This window comes from Ancylobacter gelatini (assembly GCF_022601675.1).
Taxonomy (GTDB): domain Bacteria; phylum Pseudomonadota; class Alphaproteobacteria; order Rhizobiales; family Xanthobacteraceae; genus Ancylobacter; species Ancylobacter gelatini.
In genome coordinates this window covers 100505-116452 of sequence record NZ_JAKVIL010000003.1, presented here as the reverse complement: position 1 = coordinate 116452, position 15948 = coordinate 100505, and the positions used below count along the sequence as shown (strand labels likewise).

Below are 15948 nucleotides of genomic sequence, written 5' to 3'. Positions count from 1 at the left end.
CGGGCGGCGAAGTCATCAGCCGGATCTCGCGCGGGGCCTGCGCGCGGATTATGCGAGCGCGAACTATGCGAGCGCCTTGGCAAGGGCCTCGCCGGCGCCATCGAAGCGGTGGAGCTTGTCGGGCTGCGGGGCGAGGCGGATCGGGGCGCCATGAACGAGGTCGACCTCGCCGCCGGCGCGCACGGTCAGCGCGCCGAGACCCTCGACATGCACCTTCAGGAAGGTGTCCGAGCCGAGATGCTCGCAAATGCCGACCGTGCCGCTCCACGGGCCCTCGGCGACGATGTCGATGTGCTCGGGACGCACGCCGAGCGTGTGGGCGCCGTGCTTCGCCGCCTCCGGACCCTCGACGAGGTTCATCTTCGGCGAGCCGATGAAGCTGGCGACGAAAAGGTTGGCCGGCGTTTTGTAGAGCTCCAGCGGCGAGCCCACCTGCTCGATCCGCCCGGCATTCAGCACCACGATCTTGTCGGCCATGGTCATCGCCTCGACCTGGTCGTGGGTGACGTAGATCATCGTGGTCTTGAGCGATTGGTGCAGTTCGGAGATTTCCTGCCGCATCGAGACGCGCAGCGCGGCGTCGAGATTGGACAGCGGCTCGTCGAACAGGAAGGCGGAGGGCTCGCGCACGATGGCGCGGCCGATGGCGACGCGCTGGCGCTGGCCACCGGAAAGCTGGCTGGGCTTGCGGTCGAGATAGGGGGCGAGGTTCAGCACCTTCGCCGCCGCCTGCACCTTGCGCTCCTGCTCCTCGGCCGAAATCCCGGCCATGCGCAGCGGGAAGGCGATGTTCTTGCGCACGCTCATATGCGGATAGAGCGCATAGGACTGGAACACCATGGCGAGGCCGCGCTTGGCCGGCGGCAGGCTGGTCGCGTCGTGCCCGTCGATCGCGATGGTGCCGGACGTCGTGTCTTCCAGCCCCGCGATGAGCCGAAGCAGCGTGGACTTGCCGCACCCCGAGGGGCCGACGAACACCACGAACTCGCCATCCTCGATGCGCAGATCGATGCCCTGGATGACCGACGTGCCACCGAAGGACTTGCGGACTTGCGACAGAACGATCTCGCCCATCGGTATCTCCCTATTTCACGGCGCCGAAGGTGAGGCCGCGGACGAGCTGCTTCTGGCTGAACCAGCCCAGGATGAGGATCGGCGCGATGGCCATGGTGCTTGCTGCGGAAAGCTTGGCGTAGAACAGCCCCTCGGGGCTGGAATAGCTGGCGATGAAGGCAGTGAGCGGCGCCGCATTGGCCGCCGACAGGTTCAGCGTCCAGAAGCTCTCGTTCCAGGCCAGGATGACGTTGAGCAGCAGCGTCGAGGCAATCCCGGGCACCGCCATCGGCGTCAGGACATAGAGGATTTCCGAGGACAGCGTGGCGCCGTCCATGCGCGCCGCCTCGAGGATCTCGGCCGGAATTTCCTTGAAGTAGGTGTAGAGCATCCAGACGATGATCGGCAGGTTGACCATGGTCAGCACGATGACGAGGCCGGTGCGGGTGTCGAGCAGGCCGGTATCGCGCGCAAGCAGGTAGAGCGGCACCAGGACGCCCACGGCGGGAAGCATCTTGGTGGAGAGCATCCACATCAGCAGGTCCTTGGTGTGCTTGCCCGGCACGAAGGCCATGGCCCAAGCGGCCGGCACCGCGATGATCAGCCCGGCCAGCGTCGAGCCCAGCGAGATCACCACCGAGTTCCAGAAGTGGGCCAGATAGTCCGAGCGCTCATTGACCGCGTGGTAGTTCTCCAGCGTCCAGTCGAAGAACAGGAAGGCGGGGTGGGAATTCACCGCCTCCCCCTCCGTCTTGAAGGAGGTGAGGACGGTCCACAGGATCGGGAAGAAGATCAGCAGCGCGACGGCCCAGGCGACCGTGGTGATGACGGCCTTGCGGCCCGTGGAAATCTCCCGCGCCATCTCATGCCTCCAGATTCTTGCCGATCATCCGCATCAGGAAGATCGCGACGATGTTGGCGAGAAGGACCGCGACGATGCCGCCGGCCGAGCCGAGACCCACGTCGAACTGCAGCATGGACTGCATGTAGACGAGGAAGGTGAGCGTGGTGGAGGCGGTGCCGGGGCCGCCATTGGTCGTCACCAGGATCTCGGCGAACACCGAGAGCAGGAAGATGGTCTGGATCAGCACCACCACCGTCATCGCGCGCGTCAGATGCGGCAGCGTCAGATGAACGAAGCGCCAGAGCGGGCCGGCGCCGTCCATCTCGGCCGCCTCCATCTGCTCCCGGTCAAGGCTCTGCATCGCGGTGAACAGGATCAGCGTCGCGAAGGGCAGCCACTGCCAGGCGACGATGACGATGATCGAGGCGAGCGGTATGTCGGCGAAGAAGTCGATGGGCGGCAGGCCGAGCCCGCGCGCCAAAGCCGCGAACAGGCCGTTCACCGGGTTCATCAGCATGTTCTTCCACACCAGCGCCGAGACGCTGGGCATGACGAAGAACGGCGCGATGACCAGAACACGCACCAGCCCCTGCCCCCACATCGGCTGGTCGAGCAGCACGGCAAGCGCGATGCCGCCGCCCACGGTGATGGCGAGCACGCCGGTCACCAGCACCAGCGTGTTGACCAGCGCCGGCCAGAACGCCGGGTCGGTGAAGAAGTAGCTGTAATTCTCGAAGCCGGTGAAGGCCTCGGTTCCCGGCATCAGGAGATTGAAGCGCAGGAAGGAGAAGTAGATCGTCATGCCCAGGGGCACGATCATCCACAGCAGCAGGAGGATGACCGCCGGCGAGAGCATGAGCCGGCCTGCGGTGCGGGAGGCTTGCGTCGCCATGGTGGGTCGCCCTGGCTGGAAGTGTTGCGGGGAAAGAGGCGCTCGCGCCAAACAGTCCCTGCCGCGGCGCGGGTTGCGGGAGTCCCGCGCCGCGGCAGGTCGTCCGTCCGGCGCGGGAGGGCGCCGTCGGACGGGTCTCGCCTCTACTTGGGATAACCGGCGCGGGTCATCTCACGCGAGGTGAGCGTCTGCGAGGCGGCCAGCGCCTGCTCGGCACTCGCCCGGCCGGCAAGGGCCGCGGAGAACTGCTGGCCTACCGCCGTGCCGATCGCCTGGAACTCGGGGATCGCGACGAACTGCGCGCCGGTGTATGGCACCTGCTTGTCGGACGGCTTCTGGGTGTTGGTGGACTGGATCGCCTTCAGCGTCATCGGCGCAAAGGGCGCAGCCTTCAGATAGGCCTCGTTCTCATAGAGCGAGGTGCGGGTGCCCGGCGGGACGTTGGCGATGCCTTCCTTCTCCGCCACCAGCTTGGTGTAGTCCGGCGAGGTCGCCCAGGCGACGAAGGTCTTGGCGGCGTCCTGCTTGGCCGAGCTGGCAGGGATGGCGAGATTCCACGACCACAGCCAGTTGCCATGGTTGGAGCCGCCCGCGCGGATCGGGGCCGGCGCGAAGCCGACCTTGTCGGCAACCTGCGATTCCTTCGGGTCGGAGATGAAGGAGGCCGCCACCGTGGCGTCGATCCACATGCCGCACTTGCCGGTCTGGAACAGCGCGAGGTTCTCGTTGAAGCCGTTGGACGACGCGCCGGGCGGCCCGTAATTGTTCATCAGCTTCAGATAGGTGTCGAGCGTCTGCTTCCACTCGGGGCCGTTGAATTCAGGCTTCCACTCCATGTCGAACCATGCGCCGCCCATGGAATTGTTCATCGAGGTGATGAGCGCCATGTTCTCGCCCCAGCCGGCCTTGCCGCGCAGGCAGATGCCGTACACGCCGGCAGCCTTGTCGGTCATCTTCTCCGCGGCCTCGGCGATGAAGTCCCAGTCGGGGTTCTCCGGCATCTTCAGCCCGGCCTTCTCCAGAAGGTCGGTGCGGTACATCAGCATCGAGCTTTCGGCGTAGAACGGCGCCGCGTAAAGCTTGCCGTCGACGGTAAGCGCCGCGGCGACCTGCGGCAGCAGATCGGCCTGATCGTAATCGGCGCCGAGATTCTCAAGCGGCAGCAGCCAGTTCTGCTTGGCCCAGATCGGCACTTCATAGTTGCCGATGGTCAGCACGTCGTACTGGCCGCCCTTGGAGGCAATGTCGGTGGTGACGCGCTGGCGCAGCACGTTCTCTTCCAGCGTCACCCAGTTGACCTTGATGTCGGGATGTTTGGCGGCGAAGTCCGGCATGAGGCGCTGCATGCGGATCATGTCGCCATTGTTCACCGTGGCCACGGTGATGGTGGTCTGCGCCGAGGCGCTGCCGGCGGCGGCGACGAGCATCGTCGCACCCAGTAGGGTGCGGAGAGACATAGTCATGGCTTCCTCCCTGGCGATTTGAGCAATTCATCGCCTTATGGGCAAATATTCATTCAAGCGGACGATGCGTCAATCCCCCCGAGAATGCTGCACCTGCGAGAAGAACCCTCATTCGTGAGGGCGGGCGGGGCGTCGTGCGAGGCCGGAATGCCGCATGGGAAACGCTTGGGCCGCGCTTCGCACCCGCAAAACCGCTTCACGCGGTCGTGACCGTGTTTTTTACCCTCGGCCGTCGCCGGACGCCTTGGCGACAGGACCGCGGGAATGGCCGACGCGTCTCATGCCGATCGCGACGCGGGGGCCTGGCCGTGCAATGGCGGGAACCGGGCCGCTACCCGTGGACCCACCCCGGCCATGGCGCTGACGGCCGCATGGGCGGCGTCGAACGCCCCTTCACAACGCCAGCACGCCCCGCGCGGTGACCTCGTCGCTGATCAGCCCGTTGATGAGGCGCCCGCGCAAAGCGGCGGCGATGGCGACGATCTTCGACGGCCCGGCCGCGATGGCGATCACCGGCCGGTCCGGCCGCGTCGCCGGCGCGTGCAGGCTGCCCAGCCGCTGGTTGATCGGCAGTTCGAGATAGCGCCCGTTCACATCGAAGATGCGCCCGACCACCTCGCCGACCGCCCCGGCCCGCTGCACCTCGATGAGCTCCGAGGTCTTGAGAAAGCCGTCGGTCAGTAGCGGTGCGTCCTGGGTCATCTGGCCGATGCCGACAAAGGCGACATCGGCGGCGCGCGCCAGTTCACGCACCTTGCGTACCGGGCCCAGCGCCTGAAACTGCACCGTCTCGGCGACGGTGTCGGAGATGACCGGCACCGGCATCGGGTAATGCGGCGCGTGGACCTTCTCGGCGAGGCGCATGATGACGTCGAAGTAGGACGCCGAGCCGTCGGGGGCGATGTTGCCGATCAACGAGACCAGCCGGTGCTGCGGCGCCTCGATCGCGCCAAGCGCCTCGATCATGCCGCGGAGCGCCCGGCCGGTGCCGAGCGCGATGACGAGGGGCTTCGGCTCGCGCAGCACCCGCTCCATCTCCGCCGCCGCCATCGGCGCGATGGCGCGGACCGGATCGCGGTCCGGCCCGAGCCCGGGCACGATCCGGCAGCGCACCAGATCGAAGCGTTCACGCAAGGCCTGCTCGAGTTCGAGGCAGTTGGCCAGATGGTGGTTGAGCCGCACATGAATCAGTCCGGCCGCGACCGCCCGGCTCACCAGCCGCTGGGCGCGCTGGCGCGACACGCCCATCTCGCCGGCGATCTGGTCCTGGGTCAGCCCGCCGACATAATAGAGCCAGGCGGCGCGGGCGGCCTGGTCGTCGGCGGAAGCGTCGGTGTCGATGAGGCTCATGCGGAACGCACTATGTCAGCGGAAACGAGGAAGAGATCGGGCAGCGTGGCCCGCAACTCGGCGAAACTGGCGAAACGGCGATGTGGCCGCACATCCTCCGGCAGCGGCAGCTCCATCACGGCACAATGGCTGCCGCCGGTGAAATGCCACGCCTGCATGCCCGCCGCCTGCGCGGCCTGCAGCCCGGCGCCGCTGTCCTCGATCACCACGCAGCCGCGCGGATCGGCACCCATGCGCGCGGCGGCATGAAGAAACAGGTCCGGCGCCGGCTTGCCGCGCGCCACCTCGCTCGCGGTAAAGGCCCGCCCGGCGAAGGTCTTCTCCAGCCCGGCGATGCGCAACGAGGCGGCCAGACGCAGCGGGCTTGACGACGTCGCGAGGCAGAACGGCACGTCGAGCGCCGCAAGCGTCTCCACCGCCCCGTCCATCACCGTGAGCCCGGCCTCGAAACCGGCCACGAGGCGGGCACGATACTCGGCCTCGAAGCTTTCCGGCAAAACGATTCCGAAGCGCGCCCGCACCTCGGCGGGAATCGTCGCATAGGCCCGGCCGATGAAATGGCGCGCGACGAAGGCGAGGTCGACGTCGACACCATGGGCCGCCAGCGCGTCGATCAGCGCGCCGGCGCTCAGCAGTTCGCTGTCGATCAGCACGCCGTCGCAATCGAAGATAATGAGCGCGGGGCGCATGGATGGCCGTCCAGTCCTTTGTCCGCCGCGAGCCAGAGGAGCGTGTCGCCGGCCCGTGCGCGATCAGATGCGGCCACTATTATCACTCCGGCGCGCTGACTCCACCGCTATCCTGGCACGCACCCGTTGCGGCTCCCCTCGGGAGAAACCGACGGAGGCCAGCGGCCATTCCGGCGGAAGCGGCATCGACGATGCCGTAGATCGCCGGCACGCGCGCCGCGTCAATGAGGGCGTCCGCGCGCGAAAGGGCGGCATCGGCCCTTGCCGTGATGGCGTATTCGACCAACAGGATCGAGTTCTTGGCGGCAATGCCCATCAGCATCACGATGCCGATCATGGCCGACATGGAAAAGGAATGCCCGCCGAGCAGGAGGCACCCCAGAGCCCCGCCAACCGACAGCGGCAGCGCGGTGAGGATGGCCTCCTCCATCTGCCGCCCGGTCTCGACGCGGAGGCGTGAGACGGTTCTGTCAGGCTTCACCACGAACACGGTCACGCCGTCGCTGCGAGGAGACAAGAGTGTCGTCGATCAGCGCGTCCTGCTCGCCGATCTGGCGGCCTCGCCGCTGCCGGCACTAACGGATGGACCATTGCCAATTGCATTCCTTGCACATCGTGCCGTCGTTGCGGTGCGGGCATGGCGGGCATTCGGACGCCGTCAGCGCTGCGACGAGCGCGCGCCCGGCCCGCGCGAAGGTGCGATACCCGCGCGACGCCGCTTGCGTGCGGGACATCGGAGCGCCTCCGATGTCCCGCCGCTCTTCGGTCATGCCCGCGCCGGCGATCCAGATCGGCTTGTCGTTTGTCATGGCAGCTCTGTCCCGTTGACGGCAGCGTCCGGCGGACGCGCAAGGCGGCGCTCGCCGCCGCAATCCCCGCTCAAGGCGGCGGCATGCGGCCGGCTTCCGGCGCATCCGGGCCGATCGGCATGAGGGGACCTCGCTGCGGGCGATCACCCAGGGGCGGCATGGGGAGAAGCGGGCCGGCGCTGGAAAGCCGCTGGAGCTGGTCGGGACTGAGCTTGCCCCTGAGCTCCTCGACGGCGGCCGCGAGGTCGAGCGCAAGCGTGCCGCGCTGCGCGGCATGCCTTGCCAGCATGTCCGCCTGGCTCAGCGCGTCGGGCTGCGCCTCCGGCGGCTCGGGGGGAATCAGCATGGCCTGAAAAGCGTCCGTATAGGCTCGCCAGCTCGACAGCTGTTCACCGGTGATGCCGACATAGGTCTCCAGAGCCGCGAGGCGCGAGGCCAGGACAAGCGGGGATGGCGGCGCGAACGCCCTGCCCCCACCCAAAGCCGGCCCGCGCGGACCGGGATGCCCGCCGCCCGGCGCGGCGTCGCACGGCGCCATCGGCACCCGTTCGGCAAACGCCGGTGGTTCCTTCTCCGGCAGAGGGGAGCCATGCGCGTTGTTGGCGGCGCTCACCAGCACCCCGCCCAGGGCGGTCGCGGCCAAAGTGACAAGGACGAGTTTCACGTCGAACTCCTGCGTTCATTGCGTAACGCAGGCACATTGATGGCCGCCGGTTGCGGCTTTGGGTCCGGGAGGCTTCCAGACGTATCCGCGAAGCGCGATAATGTTTCCGAATATTGCCACGCCGGGCATGGCAACATCGGTTTGCCACTCTTCTCGACGGGGCGCTCGCTGTGCGGCTAGATCAACCGGCCGCAAGCCGACACGCCTGCGGCCTGGGAGGTTCCGTGGAAGCTAGCCACCATATTCTCGTCGTCGACGATGACCAGGAGATCCGCAAGCTCCTGGGCCGCTATTTGCAGTCGCAAGGCTATCGCGTGTCGCTCGCCGAGGACGCCTACAGCGCCGAGGCGGTGCTCGCCGACGGCCGGATCGATCTCGTCGTGCTGGACCTGATGCTGCCCGGCATGTCGGGCCTCGATCTGTGCCGCTCGCTGCGCGCGCGCTCGCGCCTTCCGATCATCCTGCTCACGGCGTTGAAGGAGGATGTCGACCGGATCATCGGCCTGGAGATCGGCGCCGACGACTATCTCGGCAAGCCGTTCAATCCGCGCGAGCTGCTCGCCCGCATTCGCGCGGTGTTGCGCCGTGCCGCGCCGCCGGAGGGTCCGGCGCCGATGCACAGCTTCCGTTTCGCCGGCTTCACCGCGGACCCCGGCACCCGCGTCATCGTCAACGCCGAGGGCGTCGATCTGGGTCTGACCGGCGCGGAATTCGACCTGCTTCTGGCCTTCCTCGAACGGCCCGGACGGCTGCTCTCGCGCGACCAGTTGCTCGACATCACGCAGGGACGGGACGCAACCCCGTTCGACCGCTCCATCGACGTGCTGGTGAGCCGACTGCGCCGCAAGCTGGGCGACGCCGGCAGCTTCCAGATGTTCAAGACGCTGCGCAATGGTGGCTATCAGCTCTGCGTACCCGTCGAGCTGATCGAGATTCCGGCCTCCGGTGCGCCGTGACGAAGCTCGCCAACATGAACACGCTGCGCACCAAGCTGACGGCGCTGCTGGTTGCCGCCATCGTCGTGATGACGGTCGCGGTGACCGCGCTGTCGCTGCTGCTGCTGTCCCATCCGCCCTTCGAGATCATGGACGAGGCCAACGCCATCCTCGTCGAGGAGCTGGCGGACCTTGCGACGGCTCAGCCGCCTCCTGCCGGCGCGGCCTCACCGATCATGCCGGCGCCGGCGGGCGGGCGGCTTGCCCGGATACCGACCGACGGCATCAATGCGATGCTGGCCCGCCGGGGGCGGTCCGAGCGCGTCGAAGTAACGCAAGTCGCGGACCGGCCCTGGCCGATGATGTCGATCAACATCGGCGACGGACGGTGGCTGGCCGTTCCTCTGGCCGCGCCCCCTCGCCCCGATGGAGGCTGGGTGCTGGTTGGGTGGATCGTGCTGCTCACCCTCGGCTCCACCGGCCTGATGATCTTTGCGGTGCGCCGGCTCACCGAGCCGCTGGCCCTGCTGGAACGCGCCGTCGAGGCGATCGGGCCGGGGGGCGAACTGGCTCCGCTGTCCGAGGAGGGCCCGACGGAGGTGCGGGCCGCTGCCCGCGCGGTGAACACGCTGTCCTCCCGACTCAAGATGGCGATGGAGAGCCGCATCCGCCTCGTCGCCGCGGCCGGCCACGACTTGCGCACGCCGATGACGCGCATGCGGTTGCGGGTCGAGTTCCTCGACGAGGCGGAACGCGACGCGCTGATCGCCGATCTCGACGAACTCGACCGCATCGCCGACAGCGCCATCCGCCTGGTCCGCGAAGAGGTTGAGGGCGCGGGTCACACGTTGCTGCGCTTCGACATGCTGGTGCACGAGGTGGTGGAGGAACTGCGCGATATCGGGCTGGCCGTCGAATTCGTCGCCGGAGTACCGGTCTCGGTGCGGGGGCGCCGCCTGGCGCTCAAGCGCGCCATCCGCAATCTCGCGATCAACGCCGCCACCCATGGCCGCGCCGGCCGGCTGCGTATCGAGACGGAGGGCGATCAGGCCGTTCTGGTGATCGAGGACAGCGGCCCGGGCATTCCCGACGCGCTGCTCGGGCAGGTGTTCGAACCCTTCTTCCGCGGCATGGCTTCGCGCGAGACACAACTCCCCGGTGCCGGCCTCGGCCTCGCCATCGCCCGCGAGATCACCCTGAACCATGGCGGCGAGCTGACCTTGCGCAACAGGCGCGGCGGCGGGCTCGAACAGCGCATCCGGCTCGCGGCCGCACCCCTAGCGAAGGAAGCGCCCGACGGAACGGACGCGTAGCTCCACGGGGGGGCATCCGGCGCGCCCGTCATTTTGGGAAAAGCTCGACATGGGTCTCGGCGGTACGGCCGAAATAGACGACACGCCGGCCCGAAAACGAGACGAGGTATCCGGCGCACCCGGCGGCTTTCGCCTTCTCGCAGAAGGCGCGGTAGCTGTAATCGGCGGGGTTTGCCTGCGCCCATCGCACCAGGCGCTCGATCTCCGCGACATCGAAGGCCGCGGCGACATGGCCGGCGGAAGGCCGCATGTCCATCATGATGCTGTCGCCGTCCGGCAGGTAGCAGGTATGGCTGTTGCGGCGATAATCGACCGTGTAGCCCTCGAAGCCGGCAGCGATCAGCCTGCCGACGATGTCGGGAAAGCTCAGGCTCCCATCATGCGCCGCATGCAGGCAGGTTTCGGCAATGGAAATCCGTTCCGCATCCATGGCGGTTTCCTCTCATTTCGATAGCGAGTGTGGCGGGCGGGTTCAGTCCACGGGGCTTGTTTTCAGCTCGCGCCGTTCCGCGAGAACTCTCAGGATGCGGTCGAGCGTTTCGAGCTCCTGCGTCGTCAGCACGCCGAAGAACTCAGCGTCGTTCATGTCGGCAAGCGCGGCGAGCACCGGGATCTTGGCCCGGCCCTCTGTCGTCAGGAACAGGCTGTGCGCGCGCCTGTCGTCCCGGTTTTCTTCCCGTGCAACCAGCCCCTTGGCGATCAGCCTCTCGGCAAGCTTGCTGATGGCGCCCTTGGTCATGCCCATCTTCTCGGCCAGAACCGACGGAGGTGTCGGCGTCAGATCGTAGAGCACCCGCATGAACGACCACTCCGCGACGGTGACGTCTTCGCGCGCCACCTTGCGCGCGAACTCCAGCGACACGGCGTTCGACACCATCCGCATCCAGTAGCCGGTGTGGTCGGTCAGTTCCGAGGCTGGCATGATGAGGGCCCTTTTTGTTGACTAGGAAACTACTTCCATAAAGTTTCCTAGTCAACAACAATTGGGAAGCCCTCGCTCAGCCCCGCAGCTTGTAGAGGCCGACGTCGATCGCGCCGGCCCGGAAGCCGCCCTCGCAATAGCTCAGATAATAGTCCCACAGCCGCCGGAAGTCGGTGTCGAAGCCGAGGCGCTCGATGTCGGCCTGCCCCGCGAGAAAGCGTTGGCGCCAGTCGGCCAGCGTGCGGGCATAGTCCAGCCCGAAGCACTGGCGTTCCACGAGTTCCAGCCCGGCGCGGCGGGCGTGGTCGGCGATGTGGGTCTTGGTCGGAAGCATGCCGCCGGGGAAAATGTGGCGCTGGATGAAGTCGGTATTGCGCCGATAGTCCTCGAAACGGTCCTCGGCGATGGTGATGACCTGAAGCACCGCCGCGCCGCCCTCGCGCAGGCAGGCCCGCAGCTTGGCGAAATAGGTCGGCCAATAGGCCTCCCCCACCGCCTCCAGCATCTCGATCGAGACGATCCGGTCGAAGCGCTGATCGACATCGCGATAGTCCTGGAGGCGCAGATCGGTGCGGGCGGCGAGCGCCGGCTCGGCGTCAAGCGCCGCCTGGGCATAGGCCAGCTGCTCGCGCGACAGGGTTATGCCGGTCACGTCGAGGCCGCGCCGCGCAAGCGCGCTCGCCAGCGCGCCCCAGCCGCAGCCGATTTCCAGCACCGTCTGCCCCGGCGCCGCGTCCAGCATCTGCGCGATGCGCGCGAGCTTGACCTGCTGCGCCTCCTCGAGGGTCTGCTCCGGCCGTTCATAGATGGCGGAGGAATAGCTCATGCTGTTGTCCAGCCAGCCGCGATAGAACGCGTTGCCGAGGTCGTAGTGGAACGAGATGTTGCGGCGGCTGCCGGTTCTGGAGTTGGACCGCAGCGCATGGCGCAGCCGGTTCCACAGCCGGACCGGCGGCAGCGCGGCGACCCGGTCGGCGAGCGTCGGCAGGTTGCGGGCGGCGAGCTCGATGACCGTCGGCAGGTCCGGGCTCGACCAGTCGCCGGCGATATAGGCCTGCGAGAACGCCACGTCGCCGCCGGTCGCCAGCCGCCGCAAAGCGCGCCAGCGATGCAGCACCACGGTCGCGTCGGGGCCGGACACCCTCCCGCGACCGGTGACGCGGCGCCCCTCGGGCGTCACCACGGTCAGGGAGCCGATGGCAAGCTGCCCCAGAACGCGCGCCAGCACGACCTCGCTCAACCGCCTGCGGGGCATCGTTTCGTCGAGACGGCGCGGGATTTCATCGAAACCGTCGGCATTGCTGTGCATGCGGTGCAGTCCTCAAAGGCGGGGCGAAGTCGAAACGCTGACGGCGATCTCGGGAGCGGGCGGGCGGGGACGCAGGCCGATGCCCTTGGCCCAGAGCCGCAGGGCTTCCCAGTGAATGCCGGCGACCACCTTCAGCGTCAGAAACGGGAAGGCGACCAGGGCGCGGGCGAGTTCGCCGTCGTTCAAGGGCCGCCGCGCCGCGTGGTGAACCGCGCTCAGCACCGGCCCCTCCGCATCGCTGGCAAGGATGGCGATGCGCACCTCATCCGCCGGCGGGTGGACGCGGAACGCATAGGCGAGATCCATGTCCATGAAGGGCGACACGTAGAAGCGCTTCTCGGCCCGCTGCCGCAACGGCTCGTGCGCCCCGGCCGGCACCGGGATCAGGTAACTATGGCGCTGACCGAAGGTGTTGTTCACCTCGTAGAGCACCGCCAGCAGCGCGCCGTTCCGACGGTGGCAGAAATAGACGTTCAGCGGATTGAAGGCATAGCCGAACAGGCGGGGCATGGTGAGCAGCCGCACCGGCCCGCCATCAGGCTCCAGCCCGGCGGCGGCGAGCAGGGCCTCCACCTGCGGCTTCAGCGGCCCGCCGCCTGGCGTGCCATAGTCGCTGTCGCGAAAGCTGAACAGATTGAAGCGGTTGCGCGAGAACAGGCGCAAACGTCGGTCGAGCGTATCGACCTCATCCAGATCGAGCAGCAGGGAGAACAGGCGGTAGGAAAGCCGGTGGCGCCGCGGCTTCAGCCGTACATGCATCACCGTTCCGGCATAGAGCGCTGAGACGGTTTCGCCCATCAGACCAACTCCAGTGCCGCCGGCGCCGCGTGGTAGCGCGGCAGGGGGATGCGCCCGGACTCGTCCGCCACCTGCCACGGCCGACGCACGCCGCCGAGCGATTCGGCGACCGCGAGCCCGGCCTGCAAGCCGTCCTCGTGGAATCCGGCGCCGAAATAGGCGCCGCAGAACCATACGCCGCCATCGCCCTGAAGCGACCAGAGCCGCGCCTGTGCGGCCATGGCGCGCGCATCGAACAGAGGATGCTCGTAGCTCGCGCGATACGCAACGGTGGCGGGATCGGGTTCGACCGCGGGGTTCAGCGTGACGAAAAGCTGCCGGTCATCGGGCAATTCCTGGAGCCGGTTCATCCAATAGGTCACGCAGAGCGCCTTCTCGGCGCGGCGGTCGGCAAGGTAGTTCCACGCCGACCATGCCGCACGGCGGCGTGGCATCAGGCGCGGATCGGCATGCAGCACCGCCTCGTTGCGACTGTAGCCGAAAGCGCCGAGCAGTTCGTGCTCGGCCTCGCTCGGCTGTTCCAGCATGGCGAGGGCCTGGTCGGCATGGGTGGCGATCACGACCTGATCGAAATGGCTCTCACCGCCGGCCGCGTCGACCACGACCACGCCGCCCGGGCGCCGGCGAACCGCACGCACGGCGCGCCCGGCCACGATGCGGCCGCGGAAATCCTCGCGCAGCCGCGCGACATAGCTGCGACTGCCGCCGACCACGGTGCGCCAGACCGGCCGTCCCGTGACCTGGAGCAGACCATGATTGTCGCAGAACCGCACGAAGCTCGCGGCCGGATAGGCGCCGACATCGGCCGCGGGTGTCGACCAGATCGCGGCCGCCATCGGGTAAAGGTGATCGTGGCGGAAAGCCGCTCCGTATTTATTGGCGTCGAGATAGCTGTCGAGACTCTCCAGCCCCATCGACGGCAGGTCACGCGGCGCGTTCCGGTAAAAGCGCAGCAGATCGGTCATCATGGACCCGAAACGCGGCGAGAGCAGATTACCCGGCTGCGCGAACAGGCCGCGCAGGCCCGAGCCGGAATATTCCAGCCGCCCGCCATCCAGCGAGACCCCGAACGACATGTCGGACGCGCGGGTCGCCACGCCGAGATGCTCGAACAACGCGGTCAGGTTGGGGTAGGTCTTTTCATTATAGACGATGAAGCCGGTATCCACCGGCACGCCCTCGACCTCGACCGTGTTGGAATGCCCCCCGAGCCGGCCCTCCGCCTCGAACAGCGTGACGTCATGGCGCTTCGACAGCAGCCACGCCGCCGCCAGGCCCGAAATACCCGCGCCAATGACGGCAAGGCGCACCGAACGGCCCGACGCGAAGTCCTGACGAATGTTCATGTGCGAGCTCTTCGATCGATGGAGTGGAAAGGCGGCGTTGGCTAAAGTACGGAAGCGATCGAGCGATGGATCACCCGACCCTGTCGTTCCGTCAGCTGAATCGATTCCGGCATGACGTTCATCCGCCATGTCGTCCGTCCGCCATGTCTCTCGTCTGCCCTGTCGCCTATCTTCCGTGCCGCCCGGCCGATGCACTGATCCGCCGATGCGGGCGGCGCGTATAAGGACCATGAATGCGCTGCTGGAACACACTCACTCAGGCGAGCCGGCCGGGCTCCCGTCGTCGCGGCGGGGAGGAAACGTGACCCATCTGATGGAAGATGGCGCCGCGCCCGATGGCCGCGAATTTGCCCGGCTCATCACGGTCGTCGCCGCCGACCGCGACCGGCAGGCCTTTGCCCGGCTGTACAGCCACTTCGCGCCGCGGGTGACCGCCTTCCTGCGCAAGTCCGGCCTGCCGGCGAACACTGCCGAGGAGATCGCGCAGGAAGTGATGCTGTCGGTGTGGCGCAAGGCGGCCTATTTCGACCCGGCGCGCGCGGGCGCCGCCACCTGGATCTTCACCATCGCCCGCAATCTGCGGATCGATCATCTCCGCCGCGCCCGCTCCGCCGCCACCGCCGAGCAGGCGCCCCCGGCGGACAGCGAGACCGCGCCGTCGGGCGAGGTGCTGCTGCTGGCGAGCGAGCGCGAGGCTGCCGTGCGCGCGGCGCTCAAGGCGCTATCCGACGAGCAGGCGCTGGTGCTGCGCCTGTCGTTCTTCGGCGACAAGGCCCATTCGGAGATTGCCCGCGAGCTTGGCCTGCCGCTCGGCACCGTGAAATCCCGCGTGCGCCTCGCCCTCGGACGGCTGCGCACGCTGCTGGAAGGCGACAAATGACCATCCATCATCATGCGACCGACGAAACGCTGATGCGCCTGGCGGCGGGCACCCTGCCGGCCGGCCCGGCCATGGTGGTCGCGACCCACCTTGCCGGCTGCCCGGTCTGCCGCGCTCGGCTGGCGCAGTTCGAGGCCATAGGCGGAGTCCTGCTGGACGAGATCGAGCCGGCGCCGATGACGCCCGACGCCTTCGCCGCCGCCCTCGCCGCCATCGATGCCGAGGAGGCTCGGGATGTCGCGGGGACGACCGCCGCCGCGATGGCTCGGCGCCCGCGCCGCGCCGCGGCGCTGCTGCCCGGCGGCATTCCGCTTCCCCGGCCGCTGCAGGATTGCGAGATCGGCCCGTGGCGCTGGATCGGGATCGGCGTTCGCGCCAGCGCGGTGACGCTGCCGAACGATCCGGCGGAGCGGCTGACGCTGCTGCGCGTCGGGCCGGGGCGCAAGCTGCCCGAGCACGGCCATTTCGGCACCGAGTTCACCCAGATACTGGTCGGCTCGTTCTCGGACGAATTCGGCCGCTACCTTCCCGGCGACCTGACCGAGATGGGCTCGGAGGTCGAACATCAGCCGGTGGTCGATCCCGACGGCGAGTGCATCTGCCTTGCCGCGCTGGAAGGCGGGATGCGGCTGACCGGCTTCTTCGGCCGCCTGATCCAGCCCTTCGTCCGCCTGTAGGTTC

General features: G+C 67.9%; 18 protein-coding genes. 4 read left to right on the top strand and 14 right to left on the bottom strand.

What is annotated here, in order from left to right; translation table 11 throughout:
• Positions 1–63: 63 nt before the first annotated feature.
• The 9 genes from MKI84_RS06720 to MKI84_RS06680 all read right to left on the bottom strand — a co-directional run bounded on the left by MKI84_RS06720 (position 64) and on the right by MKI84_RS06680 (position 7764).
• Complete coding sequence (locus tag MKI84_RS06720; RefSeq protein ID WP_241617788.1) at positions 64–1074, bottom strand: ABC transporter ATP-binding protein; 1011 nt, start codon at positions 1072–1074, stop codon at positions 64–66.
• A gap of 10 nt (positions 1075–1084) precedes the next feature.
• Entirely contained in the window at positions 1085–1915 is an 831-nt protein-coding gene (locus MKI84_RS06715) for a carbohydrate ABC transporter permease (protein ID WP_241617786.1), read from the bottom strand.
• Between the two features lies 1 nt (position 1916).
• The gene (locus tag MKI84_RS06710) at positions 1917–2789 is read right to left on the bottom strand and encodes a carbohydrate ABC transporter permease (RefSeq protein WP_241617784.1); all 873 of its coding nucleotides are present in this window, start codon (positions 2787–2789) and stop codon (positions 1917–1919) included.
• A gap of 143 nt (positions 2790–2932) precedes the next feature.
• Positions 2933–4246 (bottom strand): ABC transporter substrate-binding protein, encoded by a 1314-nt coding sequence (locus tag MKI84_RS06705; RefSeq protein ID WP_241618379.1) that lies wholly within the window; start codon positions 4244–4246, stop codon positions 2933–2935.
• A gap of 399 nt (positions 4247–4645) precedes the next feature.
• Positions 4646–5602, bottom strand: a complete 957-nt coding sequence (locus MKI84_RS06700; RefSeq protein WP_241617781.1) for a sugar-binding transcriptional regulator — start codon at positions 5600–5602, stop codon at positions 4646–4648.
• On the bottom strand, positions 5599–6291 hold the full coding sequence (locus MKI84_RS06695; RefSeq protein ID WP_241617779.1) for an HAD family hydrolase: 693 nt from the start codon (positions 6289–6291) through the stop codon (positions 5599–5601). The genes MKI84_RS06700 and MKI84_RS06695 overlap by 4 nt, the downstream gene beginning before the upstream one ends.
• An 82-nt stretch (positions 6292–6373) precedes the next feature.
• Positions 6374–6781, bottom strand: coding sequence for an efflux RND transporter permease subunit (locus tag MKI84_RS20800; protein WP_425353808.1), 408 nt, complete (start codon positions 6779–6781; stop codon positions 6374–6376).
• Between the two features lie 85 nt (positions 6782–6866).
• Entirely contained in the window at positions 6867–7100 is a 234-nt protein-coding gene (locus MKI84_RS06685) for a hypothetical protein (RefSeq protein ID WP_241617776.1), read from the bottom strand.
• A 70-nt stretch (positions 7101–7170) separates the two neighbouring features.
• Complete coding sequence (locus MKI84_RS06680; protein ID WP_241617774.1) at positions 7171–7764, bottom strand: hypothetical protein; 594 nt, start codon at positions 7762–7764, stop codon at positions 7171–7173.
• 224 nt (positions 7765–7988) lie between these two features.
• Here MKI84_RS06680 and MKI84_RS06675 point away from each other — a divergent pair, with 224 nt between their 5' ends.
• Together MKI84_RS06675 and MKI84_RS06670 are read left to right on the top strand one after the other, a co-directional pair.
• Positions 7989–8720 carry a response regulator gene (locus tag MKI84_RS06675; RefSeq protein WP_241617772.1) on the top strand — a complete coding sequence of 244 codons (732 nt, stop codon included), beginning with the start codon at positions 7989–7991 and terminating at the stop codon, positions 8718–8720.
• The gene (locus MKI84_RS06670; RefSeq protein ID WP_241617770.1) at positions 8717–10012 is read left to right on the top strand and encodes an ATP-binding protein; all 1296 of its coding nucleotides are present in this window, start codon (positions 8717–8719) and stop codon (positions 10010–10012) included. Before MKI84_RS06675 ends, MKI84_RS06670 begins: the two co-directional genes overlap by 4 nt.
• A gap of 28 nt (positions 10013–10040) precedes the next feature.
• On the opposite strand, the gene MKI84_RS06665 is transcribed toward MKI84_RS06670, so the two are convergent.
• From MKI84_RS06665 to MKI84_RS06645, 5 genes are all read right to left on the bottom strand, one after another.
• Positions 10041–10442: a DUF1398 domain-containing protein gene (locus MKI84_RS06665; RefSeq protein WP_241617768.1), complete on the bottom strand. Its 402-nt coding sequence runs from the start codon at positions 10440–10442 to the stop codon at positions 10041–10043.
• A 42-nt stretch (positions 10443–10484) separates the two neighbouring features.
• Positions 10485–10934: a MarR family winged helix-turn-helix transcriptional regulator gene (locus tag MKI84_RS06660; protein WP_245404678.1), complete on the bottom strand. Its 450-nt coding sequence runs from the start codon at positions 10932–10934 to the stop codon at positions 10485–10487.
• 76 nt (positions 10935–11010) lie between these two features.
• The gene (locus MKI84_RS06655) at positions 11011–12243 is read right to left on the bottom strand and encodes an SAM-dependent methyltransferase (protein WP_241617766.1); all 1233 of its coding nucleotides are present in this window, start codon (positions 12241–12243) and stop codon (positions 11011–11013) included.
• Positions 12244–12255: 12 nt separating this feature from the next.
• On the bottom strand, positions 12256–13041 hold the full coding sequence (locus tag MKI84_RS06650) for a DUF1365 domain-containing protein (protein WP_241617764.1): 786 nt from the start codon (positions 13039–13041) through the stop codon (positions 12256–12258).
• A complete protein-coding gene (locus tag MKI84_RS06645; protein ID WP_241617762.1) occupies positions 13041–14387 on the bottom strand; it encodes an NAD(P)/FAD-dependent oxidoreductase in 1347 nt (448 codons plus the stop codon). Before MKI84_RS06645 ends, MKI84_RS06650 begins: the two co-directional genes overlap by 1 nt.
• Before the next feature lie 301 nt (positions 14388–14688).
• On the opposite strand from MKI84_RS06645, the gene MKI84_RS06640 reads away from it, so the two are divergent.
• On the top strand, positions 14689–15267 hold the full coding sequence (locus tag MKI84_RS06640; protein WP_342593617.1) for a sigma-70 family RNA polymerase sigma factor: 579 nt from the start codon (positions 14689–14691) through the stop codon (positions 15265–15267).
• Entirely contained in the window at positions 15264–15944 is a 681-nt protein-coding gene (locus tag MKI84_RS06635; protein WP_241617758.1) for a ChrR family anti-sigma-E factor, read from the top strand. The genes MKI84_RS06640 and MKI84_RS06635 overlap by 4 nt, the downstream gene beginning before the upstream one ends.
• Positions 15945–15948: the final 4 nt, after the last annotated feature.

Coding starts and splice junctions, on each gene's coding strand:
- MKI84_RS06720 (WP_241617788.1), bottom strand. CDS start 1,074: ATGGGCGAGATCGTTCTGTCGCAAGTCCGCAAGTCCTTCGGTGGCACG.
- MKI84_RS06715 (WP_241617786.1), bottom strand. CDS start 1,915: ATGGCGCGGGAGATTTCCACGGGCCGCAAGGCCGTCATCACCACGGTC.
- MKI84_RS06710 (WP_241617784.1), bottom strand. CDS start 2,789: ATGGCGACGCAAGCCTCCCGCACCGCAGGCCGGCTCATGCTCTCGCCG.
- MKI84_RS06705 (WP_241618379.1), bottom strand. CDS start 4,246: ATGTCTCTCCGCACCCTACTGGGTGCGACGATGCTCGTCGCCGCCGCC.
- MKI84_RS06700 (WP_241617781.1), bottom strand. CDS start 5,602: ATGAGCCTCATCGACACCGACGCTTCCGCCGACGACCAGGCCGCCCGC.
- MKI84_RS06695 (WP_241617779.1), bottom strand. CDS start 6,291: ATGCGCCCCGCGCTCATTATCTTCGATTGCGACGGCGTGCTGATCGAC.
- MKI84_RS06685 (WP_241617776.1), bottom strand. CDS start 7,100: ATGACAAACGACAAGCCGATCTGGATCGCCGGCGCGGGCATGACCGAA.
- MKI84_RS06665 (WP_241617768.1), bottom strand. CDS start 10,442: ATGGATGCGGAACGGATTTCCATTGCCGAAACCTGCCTGCATGCGGCG.
- MKI84_RS06660 (WP_245404678.1), bottom strand. CDS start 10,934: ATGCCAGCCTCGGAACTGACCGACCACACCGGCTACTGGATGCGGATG.
- MKI84_RS06655 (WP_241617766.1), bottom strand. CDS start 12,243: ATGCACAGCAATGCCGACGGTTTCGATGAAATCCCGCGCCGTCTCGAC.
- MKI84_RS06650 (WP_241617764.1), bottom strand. CDS start 13,041: ATGGGCGAAACCGTCTCAGCGCTCTATGCCGGAACGGTGATGCATGTA.
- MKI84_RS06645 (WP_241617762.1), bottom strand. CDS start 14,387: ATGAACATTCGTCAGGACTTCGCGTCGGGCCGTTCGGTGCGCCTTGCC.
- MKI84_RS06635 (WP_241617758.1), top strand. CDS start 15,264: ATGACCATCCATCATCATGCGACCGACGAAACGCTGATGCGCCTGGCG.